Source organism: Luteolibacter rhizosphaerae, from assembly GCF_025950095.1.
Lineage (GTDB): Bacteria > Verrucomicrobiota > Verrucomicrobiia > Verrucomicrobiales > Akkermansiaceae > Haloferula > Haloferula rhizosphaerae.
This window is the reverse complement of sequence record NZ_JAPDDR010000012.1, coordinates 1-18,259: the sequence shown is the minus strand read 5'-3', so window position 1 is coordinate 18,259 and position 18,259 is coordinate 1. Positions and strand designations below refer to the sequence as shown.

Here is an 18,259-nt window from a genome sequence, read left to right as displayed (position 1 = left end):
CATGTCCGAACCGCTTCTCCAGGTCCGCGAACTGATCACCGCTTTCGAGACGGATGCCGGTCTCGTCCGTGCGGTGGACCAAGTATCCTTTGAAATCGAACGGGGAAAAACCCTCGGCATCGTCGGCGAGTCGGGCTGCGGCAAGAGCGTGACCGCGATGTCGATCGTGCGCCTGCTGCCACAGCCCGCAGGCAAGATCCTTCAAGGTGAGGTGAGCTTCAAAGGGCGCGACCTGACCCGGCTCAAGCCGGAGGAGATCCGCAAGGTGCGGGGCAACGAGATCGGCGTGATCTTTCAGGAGCCGATGACCGCGCTCAACCCGGTGCACCGTATCGGCAAGCAGTTGGCCGAGTGCTTCATCATCCACAAGGGGATGAGCAAAAAGGACGCGTGGGCCGCGGGGATCGAGATGCTGCGGTTGGTGAAGATTCCCGCGCCGGAACTGAGGGCCGGGGACTACCCGCACCAGCTCTCCGGCGGGATGCGGCAGCGGGTAGTGATCGCCATGGCTCTGGCACTGCGCCCAGATCTGGTGATCGCGGACGAGCCGACGACCGCGCTCGATGTGACCGTGCAGGCGCAGATCCTGGACCTGATGAAGCGGCTGCAGGCGGAGATGGGCATGTCGCTCATGTTGATCACCCACGACCTGGGTGTGATCGCTGAAACCTGCGACGAGGTGGTGGTGATGTATGCCGGGCGTGTTGTCGAGCGTGCGCCGGTGAAGGAACTTTTCGAGCGACCGCTGCATGCCTACACGCGCGGCCTGCTGGCCTCCATCCCGCGCATGGATACGCCGCGCAAGTCGATCCTGCCGGTGATTCCCGGGATGGTGGCGGCGCTCAAGGATCTGGTGCCCGGCTGCCGCTTCTGCCAGCGGATGGATCGACAAATTTCCCGGCTCCTGCGCGAGCGTCCGCCCTTCATTGAAGTCTCGCCCGGTCACTGGGTGGAGGCCTGTCCGACCTGCTACGCCTCGAACGAAGCATGAGCCCGATCCTTTCCGTCAACGATCTCAAGGTGCACTTCCCGGTGACCGGCGGTCTTCTCATGCGCCAGATCGGTTCGGTGCGCGCGGTGGATGGCGTGTCCTTCGACATCGCTCCCGGCGAGACTCTCGGCCTGGTGGGTGAGTCCGGCTGTGGCAAGTCGACCTTGGGCAAGGCCATCGTGCGGCTGAACGATATCAAGTCGGGATCGGTGCAATTCGACGGCCAAGACATCACGCACCTGAGCCGCTCCGCGATGCGTCCGCTGCGGCGCGAGCTTCAGATGGTGTTCCAAGACCCGGTGGAGTCGCTGAACGCGCGCCACAGCGTGCGCGAGATCATCGAGGAGCCGCTGATCATCCATGGGAGGGGTAGCTCGGCCCAACGCCGCAAGCGCGTGGACGAGTTGTTAGAACGGGTGGGGCTCCAGAGCTCCGCGGCGGAGCGCTATCCCTTCGAGTTCTCCGGCGGCCAGCGCCAGCGGATCGGGATTGCCCGCGCGCTGGCGCTGAATCCGAAGCTGATCGTCTGCGACGAGCCGGTTTCCGCGCTGGATGTTTCGGTCCAATCGCAGGTGCTGAATCTTTTGTTAGAGCTGCAGAAGGATCTGGGGCTTTCCTATCTTTTCATCGCCCACAACCTGGCGGTGGTGAAGCACGTGTCCGACCGGGTGGCGGTGATGTATCTGGGCAAGATCGTGGAGCTGGCGGATGCGGAGGCGATTTACCACCGCCCGAAGCATGCCTATACGAAGGCTTTGCTATCCGCGATTCCCGAGCCGGATCCGACGTTGGAGAAGAAGCGGATCCTGCTAGAGGGGGATGTGCCATCGCCGATCGATCCGCCGAAGGGGAGTGCCTTCGGACACCGGATCAAGCACCCGCGCTATGAGGAAACGATCGGGGCCGATCTTTCGCTGCGCGAGATCGAGCCGGGGCACTGGGTGGCGGCGGATCCGTGCTGCCTGGAGCCCGCGGATTGGGCGAAGCTGTCGGTGGCTACGGCGTGAGTCGTAGAAATGAAGGATGCCACGGGGAAAGCCCGCGGCATCCTGTGGGTCCGAGACTTATTCGACGCGGATGCGCATGAAGTCCTTCGCGCCGCTCATGGGGATCCTACAGCGCCGTGCGGTGGATCCGGGGATGGCGGGGGCGGCAGTATCGACTTCATCGATCATGCCGGTGGTGTTCCATCCGCTGAGGCCGGGGGAGCGCTCGGGATTGTATCCGAGGCCCGCGTTGATGCGGTCGTTCCAGGTGCGGTAGCCGACGACGATCCACTTCTGGTCGTTGATGGTGACCACGGAGGAGTTGACGGGGTTTGCGGACCGGACCGCGGGATCGCTGTTGAAGGCGTATTCGAGGAAGTTGACGACGCCGTCCTTGTCGGGGTCGGCATTCGATTGGGCGTTCGGGCCGCTGAGGCCTTTGCTGGTGGCCCACTGCTCGAAGCCCACGCCCGAGTTGCCGGCGCGGAGGAGTGCGGCGGTGCCGGAGTATTCGATGCCGAAGCCGGGTGCCTGCAGCGAGGTGAAGGTGCCGCTGATGCCGTAGCCGGTATTCAGGATGCCGAAGGTGGTGTTCTCCGCCGGAACGTAACCGCCGGTCTTGGTCACGACCAGTTTCCCGCCGAGTTGCATTCCCTCCCATGCTTGGAGGAAGTCGAAGTCGGGAGTGGCGGCGTTTTCCCCGCCGACGGTGACGTTCAGCACGCCGCTCGCGGTTTGCTGGAAGCGCCATTCCATGGTCTGGCGACCGTGGAACGGGGAACCGATGGACATGCTGCCTTCGTTGATCAGGGCATTACCGCCGTAGTAGTTCGACAGATGGCTGGTGCCCGGGCAGAGCAGGGTGCCGCCTGTTAGATTGCGGACCGTGCTGGCCTCGCGTCCTTGCAAGCCGCCGCTGCCACCTAGGGTGAGGGTGCCCATGTTGCGAAGTTCGGCTCCGGCCCAGATGCCTTTGCCTGCGGCGCCGGTCATCGCGAGGTTCGAGTTGAAGGTAAGGCGTCGATGCAGCGTTCCTGCGGTCCATTCGATGGCCCCTCCTGTGAAGCCGCCGCTGCCATCCGTGTGGCCGACGATATCCGCGCCGCCGAAGCGAACCGTGGCGCCAGGGTAGATGGTGGACCACCCTTGCACCGTGGTGGGTCCGGCATTGAGGCGGGTTTGGCCGCCACCGTCGAACTTCGCTCCGTTGAAGAGGTTCACCGTGGCGTGGAAGTCGATGCTGCCGGTGAGCGGGCGGATGGTGCCCGAGCCTTCCACGAGCCATTCGTCGAAGAAGCTCACACCGCTGCCATTGCTTTTCTCAAGGGTGCCGGAGAGCAGGAGGCGATTGCCGCCGTAGTAGTTGGAGAAGACGTCGCCGTCCGCGGTGGTGCGGAACATACCGCTGCTTTCGATGCTGATGGTGCTGCTTTCGCGGCCTTGGATGGTAGCTCCGCCATCCCACTGCAACAGCCCGCCTACGTTCAGCGTGGCGAGGTGATTCAGGCCTTTGAAGTCCGGGCCGGAGCTGGCGAGCGATGCGCCGTTCGGGACGGAGAGGAGGCCGTGAAGACTGCCCCCGGTCCATGCGGAGGATCCGGCGAAGGCGAAGGTAGCAGTGCCGTCGGACCCCAGAGTGCCGCCTTTGATATCGATGCGGCCGCCTGCGTTGCCGGTGGCGATCAGGGATCCTCCGGTGATCTCGGTGCCTCCGCTCAGGCTGGCACCGGTTTCGAGGACATGAGGGCCATTGGCGAAGCGGAGGAGACCGCCGGTGCTGCCGGTGAAGCTGCCGTCGCCGGTGCCGCCGCCGTGGGCGGAGAGCAGGCCAGCGCTGACTTGCGCGCTGCCATCGTTGTCGAGCGCCCAGTGGATCGCGCTTTCGCCGCTGCTGGTCTTGAGCAGGGTGCCGCCGTCTTCGATCACCACGTGGTTATCGTAGTAGTAGTTGGCGAGCGTCCCTGTTCCTAGGATTCGGAAAACGCCGCCGTTGCGAATGATGAACCTGCTGTGCTCGCGGCCTGTTAGATCTCCGGTCTCCCAGACCAGCTCACCCGCGATGTCGAGGGTTGCGCTGTCCGCCAGGAGCTTGGACTCGGTGGTGACAAGTCTGAGGGAGGAGCCCGAGCTGACATTTGTCACGCCGGTGAAGGTGGCTGTGGACCACTTGAGGGCGCCGATGACGCGGCCTGCCGCCTCGCCGTTGAAACTGCCACCTGCTACCGTCGTATCGGCAGTGAATGTCGTGGGGCCTTTGAGAGTGGTGGTGGAGTGGAAGGAGAAGGCTCCTGCCCCGGTGAAGAAACCTCCTGCCAAAAGGTTGAGGGGCGAACCGATCTGGGTGGTGCCTGCGGATGAGTCGAAGACCCCGGAATGGTGGAAAGTCCAATCGTCCAACACAACGTTGCCGCTGGCGGCGCTCCGTTTGAGGAGGCCTTGGTTGAAGAACTGGTTGACGCCGTAGTTCTGGCTAAAGGCATCGCCTGCCGTCGCGAACTCCCAGGTGGCCCCCGGATGGTTCGTGATGGTTACGTGCTCCCAGGCGCGCAAAGGGCTGCCGGCTTTCCAGACGACTGTGCCCTTGTTGCTCAGGTTCGCGGCGGTATTGAGCTGGCAATCGCCCTCGATCGTGATCTGGCGGGTGAGGGGGTTCTCAAGCGTTCCGCCGATCGCGCCGCCGTTCCATGTCCAGTTGCCTTGGATCTTCGCCCCGCTTGCGCAGTTCATCGTGCCGCCCATGAGTTTCAGGGTGCTGACGCTGGATTGGATCTCGCCTTGGAGAGCCAGTGTGCCACCGCCGTATTCCAGAGTGCCGGGGCCGGAGAGGGTAGCGTTGGCGGGTAGCGTCAGATTGGCCACCACGCGCAGCGTTCCTGTATTCACCCGAGTGTCGCCCGGGCAACTGTAGGTCCAATGCTGCAGGAAGGTGGTGCCCGATCCGGTCTTCGTCAGCAATCCCGAGTTGTTGAAGACGTTGCCGCCGTAGTAGTTCGAGAAGGCATCTCCGGTGGATTCCAAGCGCCATGTGGCCCCGGACTTGTTGTTGACCGTGACGTTCTCCCGGCCTCGCAAGGGACTGGCGGAGTTCCAGTGCACGGTGCCCTCGTTGTGAAGGATCGCTCCGGCATTGAGCTGGCAGTCTCCGGTGATGCTGAGATCGGACCCCACCGGAATGGTGAGATTCCCCGACCAATCTCCGCCGCTCCATTGATACACTCCCATCAGAGTGGATTCGCTGGTCGCATTCAGAGTGCCGCCTGCCACGGTAAAGCTACCGGTCGAGCTGGCGATCGTGCCGGAGATGGAGACGGTGCCTCCATTCTGGCGGAAGGCGCCGCCGCCCGTGAACTGGGTACCCGCATTGAGCGTGACCGGCGAGTTCACGATCAGCGTGCCGCCTTGCTTTTGAACCTCGTTGCCGAGCGTGTAGCTCCAATCGTCGAGTACCGTTTCGCCAACCTGGGTGTGTCGCAGGATGCCTTGGTTGATGAACTGGTTGCCGCCGTAATAGTTGCCGAAGGCATCGCCCTCGACCCCAAGGATCCAAGTGGCTCCGGTAGAATTGATGATCGTGGCGGATTCCCGGCCGATCGTCCGGCCGGTGGTCCAAGTGGTCGTGCCGTTGTTGCTGAGCCGGCTGTTGAGCCAGAGCCAGCGCTCGGCGCCTGTGAGTTGCAGGGTTCCGTTCTGAGTCCACCAGCCGTTGAAAGTGCCGCCGCTCCACTCCGACTTACCGGTGGTCACGAGCGTGCCATTGGCACCGGGCCCTTCCGAGAAGTTCAGCGAGCCCGAAGACATCCGCAGCCCATATAGCGTGAGATTCGAGGTGCTGGTGACGTTGTGACCGTACGGGAGCGAAGCGATGTCGTTCGCACCCGGGACGCCGTAGGGCGCCCAGTTGGCCGGGTTGCTGAAGAGCATGTTATTGTTGTTGTCATCGCCGTCGCTGTAGCTGCCCGCGGTGAACTCGTAGACCGGGTGATAGTCCAAGGTGAAAGCCACCGTGGCGCCGCGCGTGCCCGCAGGGATCTCGCCATTTCGTGCGCTGACTTGGATCTGCCAGCTGCCGTTCACGAGTTGGCCATAGGATGGCATCGACCAGGCACCGGGGCCGCTCATCAGCGGAGCACTCCAGTTGCTGCCGTTCGAGTTCGCGGGAAGCTCGGTGGGCGTCAGGCTCCAGCCGCTGCCGGTCCAGTAGGTGAAGCCGCTGCCGGTGGAACGCATCACGTAAAGGCTCACGCCGGAGATGCCGCTCTCAGGATCGGAGGCCGTGCCGTTCAAGGCTGGCAAGACCGGTTCCGCCAGCACCGTGCCATTCACGGGTGAGGCAATCGCGAGATTCGGGATGGTGGTGTCGGTCGCGCTGCGGATCAGCACCAAAGATTCCAAGTCCTGCTTGTTCGCGACATCCACGGCTTTCGCTTCGAGGATGTAGTGGCCCGCACGGGTACTGCTGCGGGAGGGTAGGGCGGTTTGCGGCTGCCAGGAGTTCCCGCTGACCGTGGCCGGGCGCCAGACCCCCGGATCCGCTTCGTTGCTCGTCCATGTACTGCCATTCCAGTAACGGTTGGTTCCGGACGTGTTAAATTCCGTGAGCTTGACCGTGACCGTAGCGGGCTCGCTCACCGAGCCGCTCACATTCCGGAAGTCGAAAATCTGCTGCTGGTTGATCAAGCCGTTGAAGGCGACCACGGGGTCCGCACCGTCGATGCTGAAGGAGCGCGGAGTCCAAGCGGAGGGTGCGTCCGAATTGTCCAAGGCCTGGATGAAGAGTTCGTAGGAACCCTCCGGCAACACCGGCAGAGACTTGCTCCATGAGGTGGTGCCACTGGCCAGCGCTACATGATCCGCCCAAGCGAAGGCCGAGCCGGTCCATGAAGAGTTACTCCACTTGAACCAGCGGTCGGTGGAGACGCTGCGGAGCGACACCCGGATCTCCTTCACGCCGCTGCCGCTATCGCTCGCCGTGCCGCTAGCGGTGGACGGGCTGGTGGCTTGGTTGCCGGCAGCCGGGGTAGAGATGGTCAGAGAAGGGGAGCCGTTGTCGATCTGGTATTCACGGATGATGAAGGCGCTTTCGTTGCCCGCCTTGTCCTCGGCTTTCACGTGCAGTTGGTAGCTGCCCTCACCAGTGGCGGGGAGGGAGATGCTCCAGTTGTTGCCGGTAGGAGCCACGGTGGCTCCGCTGCCGGTGCCGTCCTGCCAAGAAGAGGTGTTGGGATTCCACCATTTGCCGGTGACGGCATTGTGGACCCACCAGTGGATCAGATAGGTGCCATAGCCCGTGTCCGAGGTCGTGCCGCTGGCCAGCGGAATGGTGGTGGCGATCTGACCTTGGGCAGGCACCTGAACCGCCACCGTCGGCGCGGTGCTATCGGCTGCTGCCAAGGCGGCGAAGGCATTGACCCGACCATAGCCGTACCAATTGTGATGGCCGTTACCATCATAGGTAACGTTCCCCGTGTCGATGTGGTCGGAGCTGTTGATCAGCCGGGTCGTGACTTGCTGACGGGTCAACGTTGGCTGCGCAGAGAGGATGAGCGCCGCGACACCCGCTGCCACCGGCGTCGCCGAAGAGGTGCCGTTGAAGCCGACGTGATAGTTGGAGCTCGGGTTGTAGCCGGCGGAACCCATCCGGTCCACGGTCACCATGTCACCGCTTCCCGAGCCTCCGGGCGCGCAGATGTCCACGCCATTGCCGAAGTCCGAGTAGGGAGAGCGCGTGTCGTTGCGGAGGGTGGCGGCCACGCAGATGACCTTCGGATGCGATGCATACCCATCGAGGTCGGAACTTTCGTTGCCATTGCCAGCTGCCCAGAGGATCACGCAGCCCTTGCCGCCGCGACCGTTGTCCGCGGCGTCCACGATCGCATCGTTCACGACCTGCGGGCAGGGATCATTCGAGCCCGTGCCATCGGCCGGGCCCCATGAGTTGCTGATCACCCAAGCGCCATTGTTCTTGGCGTGCGCGATTGCCGCGGCCTCCACGGTGGGAGTCGATCCAACGCCCAGCATCCGCACCGCCATCAAGCGGCAATCCGGTGCGACCCCGGTGACTCCGAGTCCGTTGTTTCCGCTAGCCGCAGCCAGACCGGCACAGCTGGTGCCGTGATTGTCGACCGTCCGGGCTGGGCGCGGATCGTTGTCGTTGCTGATGAAGTCCCAGCCGCCGGTGAATTTGCCGCTGGCGAAATCCTCGTGCCCGGTCGCAACCCCGTCATCCAAGATCGCGATGATGACGTCGGAGCTTCCGCGGGTAATTTCCCATGCCCGCTCGGCCTTGATGTCCGCACCCACGAGCCCGTCATTGCCGCCGGGATTGTTCAGGTGCCACTGCTGCGGGTACATCGGGTCGTTCGGCACGAAACGCTGTACCTTCGGCCAGATGAGATCCGGTTGCGCGTAGCGTACCTCGGGCATCAACTGCAGGCGGTTGGCCGTATCGATGGAAGAGATCTCCGCGGGAACTTCCACCAGATAGGCATTCGGAGCATAGTCGCCGATGGCACTCAGGATCGTGCCCCGCAGTGGCTTGAGGATCCTCTCGATCTGTTTCCGGGTGACCCCGTCCTTGAATCGAACGACCAGTTCCCGGGTCTCCATGATCGGATCCGCGGTGCCGTTCTTGAAGAGCCGCACCTTGCGCAGCGCGCCCTTCGGGGTCGTGGCATTCTCGGCAGGTACCGCCAGAAAGCGTCGCTTCGGATCGAAGACGGCGGTGCGGTTCTGTCCTTTGAGGGCGCTCTTGCGCACTTCCGCTTCCACAGTCGATGGATCACTTCCAGCGGCCAGTTCGTAGGCGGTCCAGTCCGTCTCTTGTTTCAGCGCGACCTTGTTCGGGCCGTCATAGTAGAACGCATCTTGCCCGGGCAAGGAGGTGGAGACGAGAAGGCACGATGCGACGACGAAGCCGGGAATCCCGGCAGAGGGCTTCTTCATGGGGAGGGTGCGGGGAGGAGCAGTTCCGCCCGTCCCTTGGAAGGAACGAAGCGGGTGAAAGGATGTCGGGGTGGTGGACCCCTCGGGCGCAAGTCAGGTGCTTGCGCTTGGTCAGGATCCCGAAAGCAGTTCGGTTTCCGTTTTCATCGTCTCACTCGCGGGATCCGTGACAGCCATCCGCAGCTTTTTTTTCGTCTTCTCCGTCGGCAGGGCCGCGTGGAGGACGCCAGAGAGTGTCAGCGCGAACAGAATCCGGGAGACGATTCGGGTGTGGGAGGCGGCTTTCACGCTCGGGACTTTCCCCCGTTTCGGGTTTCCGAACCATTACGCCATGACGTGGGACCAATTGGGGGTTGAGTCCGCCGCCCGGCTGGCCCAAAACCGCCGCGGAAATGAAGATCGTCGTTGTGGGCAAGGGAGGGCGCGAGCACGCGCTGGTGAGGGCATTGGCGGAATCCCCGTCGGCCCCGGAGCTATTCTGTTTCCCGGGTAGCGATGCGATCTTCCAGATTGCCCGCCCGGTCGCCGCGGAAGGGCTGGAATCACTGGTGGAATGGATGGAGGTCCACGAGATCGACCTCTGCGTGGCGGGGGAGGAGAGCTATCTGGTGAAGGGCGAAGGGCTGGCCAATCTCTGCGAGAAGGCCGGGATCCCTTGCTGGGGTCCGCATTTCCAGTCCGCCCAGCTCGAGGCGAGCAAGGAGTTCGCGAAGCAATTCCTGGAGCGCCACGGCATTCCTACGGCCAAGGCGAGCGCCACGGCGGATCTGGCGGAAGCACGCGCCGCGATCGCGGGCAGGTATCCGACCGTTCTCAAGTTCGACGGGCTGGCCGCTGGCAAGGGCGTGGCGGTCTGCATGAATGAAGCGGAAGGCGAGGCCTTCCTCGACGAGGTTTTCACACAGCAGCGCTTCGGTCCCGGCCGGGTGCTGGTGGAGGATTTCCTGACCGGTCCGGAAGTTTCGATCTTCGCCGCCATCGTCGACGACCAGTACTTGGTCTTCACGCCGGCCCGCGACTACAAGCGGATCGGGGAAGGGGATGCGGGTGCTAACACCGGCGGCATGGGGGCGGTCGCCAGCCGCCAGCTGATCCCGGCGGAGCTGCTCGCCGACATTCAATCCGGAATCGTGGCCCCCACGGTGGCGGGTCTACGGAAGGATGGTCTCCCGTATCGCGGTTTCCTCTACTTCGGCCTGATGCTCACGCCGCAGGGGCCGAAGGTGATCGAGTACAACTGCCGCTTCGGTGATCCCGAATGCCAGGCGGTGATGCCGCTGGTGAAGGGCGACCTCGCGGAGTTCTGTCTGGCCGGTGCCAAGGGCGAGCTGAAGCCGGACCTGATCTCCTTCGACGAAGGTTGGAGCGTCTGCGTGGTGCTCGCTTCCGCCGGGTATCCGGAGTCTTCCCGTAATGGCGATGTCATCAGCGGGCTTGATCATCCCGCCGAGAACCGGGTCTATCACGCCGGTACGCGCCGCAATCCCGCGGGTGAGTGGGAGACCAATGGTGGTCGGGTGCTCGCCGCCGTGGCCGGTGGTGCGACCCGCCAGGAAGCGGTCGCCGCCGCCCACGCTGCGGCGGATCAGATCAGCTTCGACGGGGCGCAGCGCCGTCGCGACATCGGCATTCTCCATTTCCAAGACTGATGAGCCGCATCCTCGGACCCGAAGACATCGAACAAGGCGTGACGGCCCTCGCGGCCGCGATCCGCGAGCGTACGGCGGGCGAACCGATTGCCCTCGTCGGCATCCGCAGCCGTGGCGATGAGGTCGCCGAGCGCGTGTGCAACAAGCTGGCGGAAGAGGATCGCGAGCTTTCCATGGGCATCCTCGATATCTCGCTCTATCGCGACGACTACGAGCATCTGCGCGAGAACCCGAAGCTGCAGGAGAGCGACATTCCCTTCACGGTGGATGGGGCGCATGTCATCCTTGTCGATGATGTACTCTTCACCGGGCGCACGATCCGTGCCGCGCTCGATGCTCTTTCCGATTACGGCCGCCCGGCGAAGGTCGAGCTGGCCACCCTGATCGACCGCGGCCACCGCGAAATGCCGATCCAGCCGGACTACACCGGCATCCTCCTAGAAACATCACGACACGATCACGTGCTTGTTTCCTTGGAAGCCACCGACGGCGAGGACAAGATCGAGATCGTCGAACGCAAACCCGAGTAGCCCCATGCTTCCCCAGCGCCGGAAATCCGCCGAGGAAATCGCGAAACTCCGCGAATCGCTCGGTATTCCCGGCGAACAGGGAGGGGAAGCGGAGCTCGAGTCACCGGTTGTTCCTGCTCCCGCGCCTGCTCGTTCTTTCGCGCCGTCTCCGCCGGTAGTTGAGGCTCCGATACCTGAGGAAGGACCCTCTGCCAAGGACGAGCCGGAGCCGGAGAAGATCCCGGCCGATCCGGAAGAGGACGAGGATGCGGAGCCCTTGGCATCGGAACAGCCGAAGCAGGTGCGCTCCCTGAGAAAGTCCGAGCAGGGGCCGGTCCTCGTGAAGGCTAGTCCGCCGGTGGTTTCGAAGATGTCCGAAGCCTCCGCGATCCCGCAGCGCCGCCACAGCGATCGCGAGTTGATGGAGATGCGCCGCATCCAAGCGGCTCCGCCGGATCGCTCGATTTCCCATCTGCGGCACATGGCGGTGGCGTGGCCGCTGATCGCACTCGGCTATGCCTTGCCTGTTTTGGGAGGTCTGTCCGCATGGCTCTCCCGCTGGATGCCTACGGTCATGCCGCTAGATTATCCGGCACAGTGGATGGCGGATCTCTCCCGACAGCCTTGGCTCGGAAAGGCCGGCTTCATCCTGCTCTGCGTGTTCTGCGGACTGGGCCTGGTCTTCTCCGGCTCGGTCGCATGGAAGAAGCCGCGCTCGCGTCACCACGCAGGCTTCATCACGATCATCGCGGTTCTCATTCTCGCCTTCGGAATCATCCACCACTTCTCACCCACGTATGGCCCGTAAGGACCTGCTCGACATCGCCTCGCTCGACCGGGAGGAAATCGATCTCCTCTTGAACCAAGCCGTTCCCTTCAAGGAACTCTTCACCCGTTCCGTCAAGAAGGTCCCCGCGCTGAAGGGGAAGTCGGTGCTCATGCTTTTCTACGAGCCCAGCACCCGCACCCATTCGTCCTTTGAAGTGGCGGCCAAGCGTCTCTCCGCGGATGTGACGAACTTCGATGTGCCGCACTCGTCGGTGGTGAAGGGGGAGTCCGTGCGCGAGACGATCGAGACCCTGCAGGCCATGCGCACCGATTTCATCGTGGTGCGGCACAAGCAGAGCGGCCTGCCCGGCATGATCGCCCGCATGACCAAGGCGAGTGTGATCAACGCTGGTGACGGTTCCCATGCGCACCCGACACAAGGACTGCTCGACGCCTTCACGATGAAGGAGGTCTTCCCGGAGCTCTCGGGCCGCAAGGTCCTCATCATCGGGGATATCCTGCATAGCCGCGTGGCGCGCTCTACCAGCACGATTCTAAAGCGCCTCGGCGTGGAGGTCGCTTACCTCGGGCCTGGTTCTTTGGTGCCGAAAGTGGGGCCGGAGAACATCCGACGCTTCACGGACTACGAGGAAGCGATGAAGTGGAAGCCGGACGTGGTCTATCTCCTCCGGGTCCAGATGGAGCGGCAAGACGTGCAGTACTTTCCGAGCCTGCGCGAGTATCACAAGGTCTACGGGATCACCGAAGAGCGGCTGAAGCGCATCGATGGAGATGGACTCTGGCTGATGCATCCCGGCCCGGTGAACCGCGGAGTGGAGCTCTGCGATGGCGCGATGGATTACTCGCGGACCCTCATCAATCGCCAGGTAGAGAACGGCATCGCGGTGCGCATGGCGGTGCTTTACTGGCTCAAGCCGGAAGGGGAGGACGCGAAGTAAGGGCACTCCCTTTCTTGCTGGGCACGCAGCTCCCTGCTTGAGTAAGGGCATGGGCAGAAAGTTGTTATCTTTCGCGGCGCTTGTCGGGGTCGGCACGACCGTCTTGATCGGCGTGGTGGCGGGGCAGGCCGATGTGAATGCATTCACGAAGTCCCTGCGTGCGGAAGTCGATTCGCGCACCAAGGGCAAGGTGGCTTCGCCGGAGACCATGAATGTCTTCTCCTCGAAGGATCACGTCAGGGGCAAATACGTCAGGAACCCGAAGCTATGGTGCGCGGACCTGGTGCCGCAATTGACCGGATGCGCGGCATGGAAGCCGCCCAAGGAGTACGCCGGGGAGTTGTTCGGAGGGGTGATGATCACTCCTCGTCATATCCTCTTCTGCCGTCACTCCCACCCGGCATGGGACGGAGGCTGGATGAAGGTGCAGCCGCAGATCATCCGCTTCGTGACCGCCGACAGCAAGACGGTGGACATGAAGCTGATCGCGAATGCCGATGCGAAGGATCCCGATCTGGATCTCTGTGTGGGCCTGCTGCACGAGGATGTCCCGCAGAATATCCATATCGTCCCGATCATGCCGCGGATGACGAAGTCCCTGTTGCAGAAGCTGGCCGATAACAAGATTCAGGATCTCGCCGTATCCCAAGCCAACACGCGGCCGGATGGAAGGAAGCATGAGGCGATGGTCTATACCTCCGACTCCGGCCGCAACGCGCTTGCCTCCGGTCCGTGGGGTCATTCGATCTATGCGGGCGATTCGGGGACCCCGCGCTTTTATCTGACGAAGGCGGGCTTGGGTCTCCACCAGATCACCGGAGCAGGGTCCGTCCACGACAATCTTTCCCGTGTGGAGGCTTTGATCGAGGCTTGTGATGACAGTGCCATTGCGCGAGGCGTGTTGAAGAAAAGGACGGGGCTGAAGCCGAAGATCCTGAATGTCACCGTCCCTTCTCCGTGAAGCGGAGAGATGATAAAAACGGTTCAGGGTTCCAATGGGCGTGTTCTCTTCGGTCTGCTAAGACACTGCCTCGCTTCCCCGCAAACCCATGACTTGGATCTTCGTTGCCCAGTTGCTGGTGCTTGCCTTCCTCACCGTGAACTCGGGCCGGATCGCCAAGCCTCATTCGCTCCATCTTGCATGGCGCTGGCTCGCCGCAGTCGCGATCAGTCACCTCGTCTTCAATTTGTTCCGCCACGAAAACTACAACCATAGTTCGGACATGGCCCGCATCGGGTTCTGGGAAGATGGCTTCCAGTGGCTTTTCCTCGGTCTCAGCATTTACTGTCTCTCCGGTGTGGTGTCGCTGCCTAGCTCCGGAAACACGAGGTGAGGAGCCGAGAGTGCGAGGGCGGATCTTCGGGACTGGAGCCGGGATGAACTCGCCAGACGGCGACTAGCGAAAGCGGGTCGAGCCTCCGCACTCCTCCGCCCCGGCTGCGAAAGTGGCCGGGGCTTTTCTTTTGCCCGCGTGCTGCCATGACTCTCCCGTGAAGCTCGCCCTGCACCGATCCAGCACCTTCTGGTCCGGCATCCTCGTGATAGGGTTTATCTGCTGGGCATGGTGGGATTCGCTCAATCACATCTCATGGGTTGGGGGTAAAGGAGGTGCAATTCTGACTCGCTCTAGTATGGTGAATGCCCGTTGGGGCGACTTGTCGATTTCAGGAATCTCGCCGACGGGGAGGCGCGAGATGGGATTCCAGCCGAACAAGCTCGAATGCTTTCCAGCCCCCGCGTTCATAGTCGGAACCGATGCGAGATTAGAGTTTCCTGAGCGGGGAACTTATCGCGAATTGGCGACCTTATCCGCCCACAATGCGCCGCCAGGAAATTGGACATTACTTCTTCCTTTCTGGCTTCTCCTGCTCTCCGTGGCGCTCCTATGGTCCGCCCTGTTGGTCTGGCGGGCGAGGCGGAGGAGGCCGGAAGCTCTGCAGGCGATGCAGCTCTACCGCTCGAATGGGGACAAACGGGAGCGGGAGAGGAAGCACCGGCTGGCGGGGTTCCTCGGGGATGCGCCGAATGAGGCGATGACCTGGACACAGCTCCGGGAGGCTTTGCTCTACACGATGATCCTGCGCGGGAATGCGCATGCGCGGTGCTTCTGGTCGGGCGGGTTCGTTCGGGAGATGTTCCCGCTGCCGCTGTGAACGGTTACGTCGAAGATCACGGACTTGCGGCGGGTGGTGTACGAGATCGGGACGAACCCTTGGAAGGTGCCGGCGGGGAACTTCTCGAAGCCGGACGTGGCGCACTTCAAGGCGCTGTCGGCGGATGGCATCGACGGGATCAATCCGATCAAGCATTGCCGCCTCTCCACCGGGGCCGCGGCGGCCTTGGCGACCTATGGCAAGAGCTCGGCGGAGGATGGGCAGCCGATCCGCGGGATCATCACGGCGCAGACCACGTTCAAGAACCACGACCAGGCGAAGGATGTCCGGAAGCGTTGGAGCGAAGCGTGGCACGGCGCGCAGAACGGCGACGGGGTGGCGATCTTCGAGGGCGGGGACATGAAGTTCCACCAGGTGACGATGAGCATGCGCGACGCGCAGTTCATCGAGAGCATGAGCTTCTCGGTGGAGGAGATCTGCCGGATCTTCAATGTGCCACCGCACAAGGTGCAGAAGCTCGACCGGGCGACTTTCAACAACATCGAGCACCTCTCGCGCGAGTTCTACATGGCGACGCTGGTGCCGTGGATCACGCGGGTCGAGGCGACGCTCAACCAGTGCTTGCTGACCAAGGGGGATCGGGATGCGGGGTTCTATCTGCGGCACAATGCGGACGGACTGTTGCGGGGTGATCTGCAGAGCCGGTCGGAGGCGATGGCAAAGCAGATCGTTTCCGGGCTCATGACTCCGAATGAAGGCCGGGCGCTCGAGGACCGCGCGCCGCTACCGGGTGGAGACGTGCTCATTTTCGCATCCAATCACGTGCCGCTGGAGACGCTTGGAGCGGAGAGCGTGGAGCCGGGAGGGGGGAGGAAGGAGAAGGCAGGTGCCGAGTGAGCAGTGAGCAGTGGAAGAAGTTTGATAGGTTTCAGTGTTCAGTTTTCAGGGAGAGACAGAAGACGAAGAAGATTATGAAGAGGCCGATTTTGATAGAGAACGAGGAGCTGTTTGCGGTGCTGGATGAGCGGCGGATGACGCCGGCGATGAAAGCGCGGCGGCCGGAGAGGGTATTGCCGGAGATCACGAACCTGAGCGTTGGCGGGAAGGGGAAGAAGAAGGCGGCGACGATGTTCCTGTATGATGCGGTATCGTTCTGGACGGGGAACGATGCGCGGACTTTCCAGCGGAAGCTGGCAGAGACGGATGCGGAGGAGATTCACCTCCACATCAACTCGCCGGGCGGGTCGGTGTTCGAGGGGGTGGCGATCTACAACCTGCTGGCAGGGCATGAGGCGGAGGTGATCGTCCACATCGACGGGCTGGCGGCGTCGATCGCGTCGGTGATCGCGTTGGCGGGCGATACGATCCACATCGCGGAGAACGGGATGGTGATGATCCACAACCCGAGCGTGGTGGCTTGGGGCGATTCGACGATGATGCGGAAGCAGGCGGAGATCCTGGACAAGATCCGGGATGCCATCCTGAATACATACGAGACGCGGACGCGGATGGGTCGGGAGGATCTCTCGGCGGAGATGGAGGCGGAGACCTGGTATTCGGCGGACGAGGCGATCAAGGCGGGGTTCGCGATGCACAAGACGAGCGCGAGGGAGGAGACGGCGTTGTGGGTGCCGGGAGACTTTGAAGGTCTTCCCGCGGCGGCGATGATGTTGGGGAGGAAGAGCGCGGAGCTTGGAGCGGGGAGCGGGGAGGAAGAAGATGGGAACCGCCAAGACGCCAAGAGCGCCAAGGAAGAAAGAGGGAGTTTGGAGGATGTGGCGGGGGCTGCTGACTTCATTGCACGCATGAAGCTGGCCCATGGACTCTGAGGTGATGGAGCTGATGCGGGATTTGGTCGATGCCTTGCGCGATCACTCGGAGGCGTTGCGGGAGCATGCGGCGGCGTTGCGGGTTGAGGCGGGGGTTGAAGGAGAAGAGACGCTCTGAGGTGACTTCATCCGCCCGGGGACCGGGCGGACTACTTTATGAATCCAGGACTTTTGAGGCATCCGATCCGGATCGAGCGGCCGGTGACGACGGTGGACGAGCTCGGGCAACCGGTGCCGGGGTGGGAGCGCGTGGGTGTGTGCTTCGCACGGCGGATGAAGGAGCGGGCCGGGGCGGAGACGGTGAGGAGCGACCGGCCGGTGGAGCAGCGGCGGGCGGTGTTCCGGGTGCGGAGTCAGCCGTTCTTGCGGAGGTATCGCGAGGGGGACCGGCTGGTGGAGTTGGCGCGGGGAGAAATGCCGGAGGTGGTTTGGGAGATTGAAGGGTGGGCGGAGGTGGATGGGACAAACGGAAGTTTTGTCGAAGTGCTGGTCCTCCTGATGAGCTTCCACTAAGCAAGCAAAAAGGTAGGCGAGGCATCAACGATAGTGCATTCCTCTCACTGTAATCGGGAGGGCGTTGTGGAAATGATAGGCGATTTTGTATTTCCCAGGCCGCAATAGAAGAGAGCATCATCCTCCCATTATGGATGCTCCGACAGCTGTTGGCACAGGACTAGCCGTGCTTGGATCGAGAGATGTATTGCTGAAACTTCTAGGCCCCACTGCAGACTACCTCGGGAACGAGGTGAAAACGTTTGTGCAGAAATGCAATGTGAATCTAGACAATGTCTTTCAGAAGGCTGTCAAAAAGCTAGGCACAGACATCGAAGAAAGCGGGACGGTCAATTCGCGCGTGCTCAAGCATGTCATGGACGAAGGCCGGTTTTGTGAGGATGACCTAACAGCCGAGTATTATGGGGGAATCCTTGCTTCATCCCGAAGCAGTTCGGGGCGCGACGATCGAGGGGTTGCGATAATTGCTCTAATGAAAGGGCTGTCGGTCTATCAAATCCGATTTCATTACATCGCCTACACGATTTGCCGAGATCTATTCCGAGGGCAGATCAGGAATCTAGCTGATCATGCCGAAGTTGAAAACCTGAGGTTCTACGTTCCCACGCGCGTTTTCAGTCACGCAATGGGGTTCACTGATGCCGAGGACCGAGGTGCGATTCTCGTACACAATCTCTTCGGTCTTCATCGGCACGACTTAATTGATAATTTCACTAGCGGAGACTCGGGGTATCTCGAAACTAAAGGGAGAAGTATCCCTGAGGCAGGGGTGATAATGCAGCCAACGATGCAAGGCGCGGAGCTGTATCTCTGGGCGATGGGACTAAAGGGTGCATCGGGCACTGAGCTTCTAACAGCAGAACTGCCTAGTGTCTTAGAAGCCGTCTGAAAAATCATCTCCGTCCGGATTTTGATCTGTACTAGCCGGGTGAGGTATTGGAGAAGCTCGCGATGCGCGAGTATCCCTGTAGCCTCACCGATTCCGAATGGGAGATTCT

The 18,259-nt window shown here is 62.3% G+C and carries 16 protein-coding genes; 14 read left to right on the top strand and 2 right to left on the bottom strand.

The features are described from left to right. Position 1: 1 nt before the first annotated feature. The gene (locus tag OJ996_RS20670; RefSeq protein WP_264515578.1) at positions 2-991 is read left to right on the top strand and encodes an ABC transporter ATP-binding protein; all 990 of its coding nucleotides are present in this window, start codon (positions 2-4) and stop codon (positions 989-991) included. After that, a complete protein-coding gene (locus tag OJ996_RS20665; protein ID WP_264515577.1) occupies positions 988-1,998 on the top strand; it encodes an ABC transporter ATP-binding protein in 1,011 nt (336 codons plus the stop codon). The genes OJ996_RS20670 and OJ996_RS20665 overlap by 4 nt, the downstream gene beginning before the upstream one ends. Before the next feature lie 57 nt (positions 1,999-2,055). On the opposite strand, the gene OJ996_RS20660 is transcribed toward OJ996_RS20665, so the two are convergent. Further along, on the bottom strand, positions 2,056-8,919 hold the full coding sequence (locus OJ996_RS20660; protein WP_264515576.1) for a S8 family serine peptidase: 6,864 nt from the start codon (positions 8,917-8,919) through the stop codon (positions 2,056-2,058). Positions 8,920-9,030: 111 nt separating this feature from the next. Beyond that, on the bottom strand, positions 9,031-9,207 hold the full coding sequence (locus OJ996_RS20655; RefSeq protein WP_264515575.1) for a hypothetical protein: 177 nt from the start codon (positions 9,205-9,207) through the stop codon (positions 9,031-9,033). Positions 9,208-9,311: 104 nt separating this feature from the next. Here OJ996_RS20655 and purD point away from each other — a divergent pair, with 104 nt between their 5' ends. The 12 genes from purD (at position 9,312) to OJ996_RS20595 (ending at position 18,150) form a co-directional block, all read left to right on the top strand. Beyond that, a complete protein-coding gene (gene purD, locus OJ996_RS20650) occupies positions 9,312-10,568 on the top strand; it encodes a phosphoribosylamine--glycine ligase (protein ID WP_264515574.1) in 1,257 nt (418 codons plus the stop codon). Beyond that, positions 10,568-11,098 (top strand): bifunctional pyr operon transcriptional regulator/uracil phosphoribosyltransferase PyrR, encoded by a 531-nt coding sequence (pyrR, locus tag OJ996_RS20645; RefSeq protein WP_264515573.1) that lies wholly within the window; start codon positions 10,568-10,570, stop codon positions 11,096-11,098. Before purD ends, pyrR begins: the two co-directional genes overlap by 1 nt. 4 nt (positions 11,099-11,102) lie before the next feature. Beyond that, complete coding sequence (locus OJ996_RS20640) at positions 11,103-11,885, top strand: hypothetical protein (RefSeq protein WP_264515572.1); 783 nt, start codon at positions 11,103-11,105, stop codon at positions 11,883-11,885. Continuing rightward, the gene (locus OJ996_RS20635) at positions 11,875-12,804 is read left to right on the top strand and encodes an aspartate carbamoyltransferase catalytic subunit (protein ID WP_264515571.1); all 930 of its coding nucleotides are present in this window, start codon (positions 11,875-11,877) and stop codon (positions 12,802-12,804) included. The genes OJ996_RS20640 and OJ996_RS20635 overlap by 11 nt, the downstream gene beginning before the upstream one ends. 49 nt (positions 12,805-12,853) lie before the next feature. Then, positions 12,854-13,765, top strand: coding sequence for a hypothetical protein (locus OJ996_RS20630; RefSeq protein WP_264515570.1), 912 nt, complete (start codon positions 12,854-12,856; stop codon positions 13,763-13,765). An 88-nt stretch (positions 13,766-13,853) separates the two neighbouring features. Next, positions 13,854-14,138 (top strand): hypothetical protein, encoded by a 285-nt coding sequence (locus tag OJ996_RS20625; RefSeq protein WP_264515569.1) that lies wholly within the window; start codon positions 13,854-13,856, stop codon positions 14,136-14,138. Between the two features lie 541 nt (positions 14,139-14,679). Continuing rightward, positions 14,680-14,958, top strand: coding sequence for a phage portal protein (locus OJ996_RS20620; protein ID WP_264515568.1), 279 nt, complete (start codon positions 14,680-14,682; stop codon positions 14,956-14,958). Between the two features lie 15 nt (positions 14,959-14,973). Then, positions 14,974-15,816 (top strand): phage portal protein, encoded by an 843-nt coding sequence (locus OJ996_RS20615; RefSeq protein WP_319800707.1) that lies wholly within the window; start codon positions 14,974-14,976, stop codon positions 15,814-15,816. Positions 15,817-15,890: 74 nt separating this feature from the next. Continuing rightward, positions 15,891-16,748 (top strand): head maturation protease, ClpP-related, encoded by an 858-nt coding sequence (locus tag OJ996_RS20610; RefSeq protein ID WP_264515566.1) that lies wholly within the window; start codon positions 15,891-15,893, stop codon positions 16,746-16,748. Further along, a complete protein-coding gene (locus OJ996_RS20605; protein WP_264515565.1) occupies positions 16,738-16,866 on the top strand; it encodes a hypothetical protein in 129 nt (42 codons plus the stop codon). The genes OJ996_RS20610 and OJ996_RS20605 overlap by 11 nt, the downstream gene beginning before the upstream one ends. Before the next feature lie 38 nt (positions 16,867-16,904). Beyond that, complete coding sequence (locus tag OJ996_RS20600; protein ID WP_264515564.1) at positions 16,905-17,261, top strand: head-tail adaptor protein; 357 nt, start codon at positions 16,905-16,907, stop codon at positions 17,259-17,261. 130 nt (positions 17,262-17,391) lie between these two features. Then, complete coding sequence (locus OJ996_RS20595) at positions 17,392-18,150, top strand: hypothetical protein (RefSeq protein ID WP_264515563.1); 759 nt, start codon at positions 17,392-17,394, stop codon at positions 18,148-18,150. The last annotated feature ends 109 nt before the right edge of the window (positions 18,151-18,259 follow it).

Excerpts from the sequence above, each read along its gene's own strand:
- OJ996_RS20600 (WP_264515564.1), top strand. The coding sequence starts at position 16,905 with ATGAATCCAGGACTTTTGAGGCATCCGATCCGGATCGAGCGGCCGGTG.
- purD (WP_264515574.1), top strand. The coding sequence starts at position 9,312 with ATGAAGATCGTCGTTGTGGGCAAGGGAGGGCGCGAGCACGCGCTGGTG.
- OJ996_RS20640 (WP_264515572.1), top strand. The coding sequence starts at position 11,103 with ATGCTTCCCCAGCGCCGGAAATCCGCCGAGGAAATCGCGAAACTCCGC.
- OJ996_RS20630 (WP_264515570.1), top strand. The coding sequence starts at position 12,854 with ATGGGCAGAAAGTTGTTATCTTTCGCGGCGCTTGTCGGGGTCGGCACG.
- OJ996_RS20665 (WP_264515577.1), top strand. The coding sequence starts at position 988 with ATGAGCCCGATCCTTTCCGTCAACGATCTCAAGGTGCACTTCCCGGTG.
- pyrR (WP_264515573.1), top strand. The coding sequence starts at position 10,568 with ATGAGCCGCATCCTCGGACCCGAAGACATCGAACAAGGCGTGACGGCC.
- OJ996_RS20595 (WP_264515563.1), top strand. The coding sequence starts at position 17,392 with ATGGATGCTCCGACAGCTGTTGGCACAGGACTAGCCGTGCTTGGATCG.
- OJ996_RS20610 (WP_264515566.1), top strand. The coding sequence starts at position 15,891 with ATGAAGAGGCCGATTTTGATAGAGAACGAGGAGCTGTTTGCGGTGCTG.
- OJ996_RS20670 (WP_264515578.1), top strand. The coding sequence starts at position 2 with ATGTCCGAACCGCTTCTCCAGGTCCGCGAACTGATCACCGCTTTCGAG.
- OJ996_RS20625 (WP_264515569.1), top strand. The coding sequence starts at position 13,854 with ATGACTTGGATCTTCGTTGCCCAGTTGCTGGTGCTTGCCTTCCTCACC.
- OJ996_RS20605 (WP_264515565.1), top strand. The coding sequence starts at position 16,738 with ATGGACTCTGAGGTGATGGAGCTGATGCGGGATTTGGTCGATGCCTTG.
- OJ996_RS20660 (WP_264515576.1), bottom strand. The coding sequence starts at position 8,919 with ATGAAGAAGCCCTCTGCCGGGATTCCCGGCTTCGTCGTCGCATCGTGC.
- OJ996_RS20635 (WP_264515571.1), top strand. The coding sequence starts at position 11,875 with ATGGCCCGTAAGGACCTGCTCGACATCGCCTCGCTCGACCGGGAGGAA.